The sequence below is a fragment of the Protofrankia sp. Cr1 genome (assembly GCF_963555865.1).
Lineage (GTDB): Bacteria > Actinomycetota > Actinomycetes > Frankiales > Frankiaceae > Protofrankia.
In genome coordinates this window covers 1,906-6,310 of the sequence record NZ_CAUVXO010000327.1, presented here as the reverse complement: position 1 = coordinate 6,310, position 4,405 = coordinate 1,906, and the positions used below count along the sequence as shown (strand labels likewise).

The 4,405-nt window shown below is 69.7% G+C and carries 3 protein-coding genes and 1 pseudogene; 1 reads left to right on the top strand and 3 read right to left on the bottom strand.

Annotated elements, in window-relative coordinates:
* Both U9980_RS20415 and U9980_RS20410 read right to left on the bottom strand, forming a co-directional pair.
* Positions 1-2,395, bottom strand: a 2,395-nt coding sequence (locus U9980_RS20415) for a type I polyketide synthase (protein WP_322769389.1), incomplete at its 3' end; no start/stop codon positions are given.
* Between the two features lie 25 nt (positions 2,396-2,420).
* Complete coding sequence (locus U9980_RS20410) at positions 2,421-2,690, bottom strand: acyl carrier protein (RefSeq protein ID WP_322769388.1); 270 nt, start codon at positions 2,688-2,690, stop codon at positions 2,421-2,423.
* Between the two features lie 295 nt (positions 2,691-2,985).
* On the opposite strand from U9980_RS20410, the gene U9980_RS20405 reads away from it, so the two are divergent.
* Complete coding sequence (locus U9980_RS20405) at positions 2,986-4,050, top strand: beta-ketoacyl-ACP synthase III (protein ID WP_322769387.1); 1,065 nt, start codon at positions 2,986-2,988, stop codon at positions 4,048-4,050.
* A 48-nt stretch (positions 4,051-4,098) separates the two neighbouring features.
* Here the strand turns inward: U9980_RS20405 and U9980_RS20400 are convergent.
* A pseudogene (locus U9980_RS20400) lies at positions 4,099-4,405 on the bottom strand (phenylacetate--CoA ligase family protein); the annotation flags it as partial.

Below are 4,405 nucleotides of genomic sequence, written 5' to 3'. Positions count from 1 at the left end.
CGTCATGGCCGTCGTCGAGAAGGCCGTCGACCGCCGCGGCGAAGAGCACCGGAGTCCGGATGTTCTCGGCCCAGTACCCGCCGTCGAGGACGTCCCCGTTGACCATCTTGCCGGTCACCGTCGAATACATCGGCAGTCGCGGCGACGCCGGACTCAAGTCGCACAGGGCCTGCGCGAGGTCGCCCATGAGGGGTTCCATCTGCGGGCCGTGCGACGCGAAGTCGACCGAGCGCAGGATCCGGACGAAGACCCCTCTCGCCTGCAGCTGGGCCGTGACCTCCTCGACGGCGTCCGTGTCTCCGGAGATCACCGTCGAAGTCGGCGCGTTGACCGCCGCCACCGAGATGCGGCTCTCCAGGCCGGGCAGCACGTCCCGGACGGCGTCAGCGGCGAGCTCGACGACGGCCATCCGTCCCCGGCCCGAGACCGTCCGGATCACGTGGCCGCGCCGGCAGATGACGCGCACGGCGTCCTTCAGGCTGAGCGCGCCCGACAGGTACGCCGCCGCCACCTCTCCCAGGCTGTGGCCGACCACGGCGTCCGGCACGATGCCCCACGACCGCCACATGTTCGCCAGCGCGACCTGGACGGCGAATAGCGCCGGCTGGCAGAAGTCGGCCTCATCGAGGCGGGATGCCTTCTCGTCGGCCCAGAGCTGTTCGAGCAGCGACCAGCCGGCCTCAGCCCGCACCAGGCGGTCGCACTCGTCCAGCGTGGCGAGCAACGCCGGCTCCTCGCGCAACGCCGGGTCGAGCGGCCACCAGACCGGTCCCTGCCCCGGGCAGACGAAGGCCAGCCGGCGACGGCGACGACGGCCCGCGTCGCCCGAGATCATGCCGGGGCTGGGGTCGCCCGCCAGAAAGTTCCGGAGCTGCTCCGCGGCCCCGTCGCGCGAGCCCGAGACGAGCGCCAGGCGGTGGCGGTGGTGGGTGCGGCGGATCCCGGCGGTATAGGCTAGGTCTGCGAGATCGTGCGGGGCGTCGCCGTCGCCCGTGAGCACGCCCAGGTACCGCTCCGCCGTCTGCCGCAACGATTCGGGGCTCCGGGCCGAGAGCGGAAGCAGTACCGCTCCGTCCGCGTGCGGCCGGCCGTTACTGCCGTCGGAACGGCTAGGCGGGGCCTCCTCGAGCACGACGTGCGCGACGGTCCCGCCGAAGCCGAAGGAGCTGACACCCATCCGTACCGGACCCTCGTGCCGCGGCCACGGCTCGCTGGCACGCGGAACCCGGAGCCGCAGCGCCTCGAAGTCGATCTGCGGATTGGGGTTCTGGACGTGCAGGCTGGCGGGGATCCAGCGGTGCTCGAACATCAGCACCGCCTTGATCACGCCCGCGATCCCGGCTGCCGCCTCAAGGTGGCCGATGTTCGACTTGACCGATCCGATCACGCACGGACGCTCAGGTGGGCGATGGTGCCCCACCACGCGCCCCAGGGCCTGGGCCTCCATCTGGTCGCCGAGGACCGTCCCGGTGCCGTGCGCCTCGACGTAGTCGATGTCGCTCGGCGCGACGCCGCTGTGCCGATGCGCGGCGCGCAGCAGGTCCTCCTGTGACCGCCCGTTCGGCGCCATCAGCCCGTTGGTGCGCCCATCCTGCCGGACCGCGCCACCACGGACCACCGCCCGGATCGGATCGTGGTCGGCGAGCGCGCGCTCCAACGGCTTGAGCACCACGACGCCCGCACCCTCACCGCGGACGTAGCCGTCGGCGGAGGCGTCGAACGTCTTGCAGCGTCCGTCCGGTGCCATGACGCCGGCCTTGGTGAGGTTGATCCCGAAGGCGGGCGACAGGATCAGGTTCACGCCGCCGACGATCGCGAGCTGCGACTGCCCGCTCCGCAGGCTCTCGCAGGCGGTGTGCAGGGCCACCAGGGACGACGAGCAGGCCGTGTCGACGACCAGGCTCGGTCCGCGCAGATCGAGCTGGTACGAGATCCGGTTGGCCGCCACGCTGAGGGCGATGCCCGTGCCGTAGTACGCGTCGATGCCCCCCAGGCGGGGCGCCTGCAGCAGGGCGTAGTCGTAGCTGCTGACGCCGACGAAGACCCCGGTGTCGGTGCCGGCGAGCGCCGTGGTCACCTGGCCGGCGTCCTCGAGCGCCTCCCAGGCGACCTCCAGCAGGAGCCGCTGCTGCGGGTCGATGGCGCTCGCCTCACGCGGTGAGATGCCGAAGAACTCACGGTCGAAGCGGTCGACGTCGTCCAGGAAGCCACCCCAGCGCGTGATCATTTTTCCTGGAGCCGCCGGATCGGCATCGTAGAGCTCGTCGGCATTCCAACGATCGGGCGGCACTTCCCTGATCGCATCCACCCCGTCAAGCAGCAGCTTCCAGAACTCGTCAGGGCCGTTGGCAAGGGGAAATCTGCACCCCATACCAATGATTGCGATGGGCTCCATGCGACGCGCGCTCCCTGTTCGGTCGTCAGTCGTCGTGCGGATTCGCGCCGATGCCGGCTACGTGTTCGGCCAACGCGGCTATGGTGGGGTACTCCCAAGTCAGCGTCTCCGGCAATGTGACACCCAGCATCTTCGCGAGATCGCCAATCAGCGCGACGCTCGAACTCGAGCTGAGGCCATTGGCGATAAAGGACTCGTCAACGTCGATCTGCTCGGGATCGATCCGCAAACTGCACGCGATCTGGGTGACCAGCCAGTCTTCGATCCGCTGGCCGGCGGGTATCACCGGGGGCACTGCGGACTCACTTTCCGTGGGACGTACATCGCCTGGCGTCAGGGGCGTGATGGCGTCGTAGTGGTCCGGCGAACCGGACGGTTTGTATCAGCGGATTTCCATCTTAACTTTCGCGAGATCCGGCCGGTGCGGAACAGCCCCGGGAGAGCGGACGAGATACCGCGCGAAAGCGCGCACCATGGCGCGCACGATTTGGCGCCCGGACGTGTCGAGCCGCCGACCTGTGTCGCACCACAAACCCAGTTAGCATCGATATTCGGGACGATTCTCGTTGAACCTTCGTACGGAGGTCGGCATGGACGAAGAGACCGGTGAGCGGCAAGGCCACAGCGCGGTTCTGTGCGGGCTGGGCATTTGTCTCCCCCACCGCGAAGTCGGGAACGAGGATGTGGGCGCGAGGCTGGGAGTGAGTGACGACTGGATCGCGCAGCGCAGCGGAATTCGGCGGCGCCGCGTCACGGCCCCCGGCATCAGCACGGGCGATCTCGCCACCGAAGCCGGGCGCAGGGCACTGGAGGCGGCCTCCGTGACGCAGGTGCAGGCGGTGGTCCTGGCCACGACGACGCCGGACCACATCATTCCGGGCAGCGCCCCCTCGGTGGCCGCCCGGCTGGGACTGGACGGCACCGCCGCCTTCGACCTCAACTCCGGCTGCAGCGGCTTCATCTACGGACTCGCCGTCGCCCACGGTCTCATCAGCGCCGGCGTCGCAGACCATGTGCTGCTGATCGGCGCGGACACCATGACACAGGTGGCCGACCCCGATGACCCGCAGACCACGCCCCTGTTCGGGGACGGTGCGGGAGCCGTTGTCCTGCGTCCGGGAACACCCGGCGAAAGCGGAGCATTCGGCCCGTTCGATCTGGGCAGTGACGGGGCCCGCAGCAGTGTGGCGCGCATCCCGGCCGGCGGATCCCGCAGTCGCGCCGATCGTCACGCCGAGCCCGACAAGGCTCCGTTCCTCACCATGGCGGGCCGCGAGCTCTTCCGCCATGCCGTGCACCACATGGTGGCCTCCTCCCGGCGCGCGGCCGAGAGGGCCGGCTGGGCAGTCACCGAGATCGACGCGATCGCCCCTCATCAGGCCAACCAGCGCATCTCCGTCGACGTGACCCGCCGTCTAGGCGTCCCCGAGAACCGGATGCTGTCCAACATCGCCGATGTCGGGAACACCGCGGCCGCGTCCATCCCCCTCGTCCTGCACCACGCCGTGAGCACGAGGGCGCTGACACCAGGCATGCGCGTACTGCTGACCTCGTTCGGTGCCGGACTCGCCTGGGCGTCCACCACCCTGGTCTGGCCCGACGTCCCCGTACCCGGCCCTGCCCCCGAACCCGCCCCGCCCCACCCGGCCGGTTAAGCCCGACCGGCCGGCTCAGCCCCGACCGTACGACCGCCGCAGAGGCCGTCATGGTCGACGAACTCGTTCGAGGTCGCCGACCCCATCGTCGGGCCGGAGCGCCGGGTCGTACTCGACGCGGACCGTTGCGGAGTCGAGCTCGGTGGAGCGGTCCACCATGATGACGAACTCGACGCCCGCGCCCTCGACGGATAAGATCAACCGCTGCATCTGACTCGGGTAGACGTTCACGCCACGGATGATCAGCATGTCATCGAGGCGCCCGTACACGCCGTTGGGCAAGCGCGGACATGTGCGGCCGCACAGGCACGGCTCATACGTCATACGCGACTCGTCACCCGAACTCCTCGACGCC

Excerpts from the sequence above, each read along its gene's own strand:
- U9980_RS20405 (WP_322769387.1), top strand. The coding sequence starts at position 2,986 with ATGGACGAAGAGACCGGTGAGCGGCAAGGCCACAGCGCGGTTCTGTGC.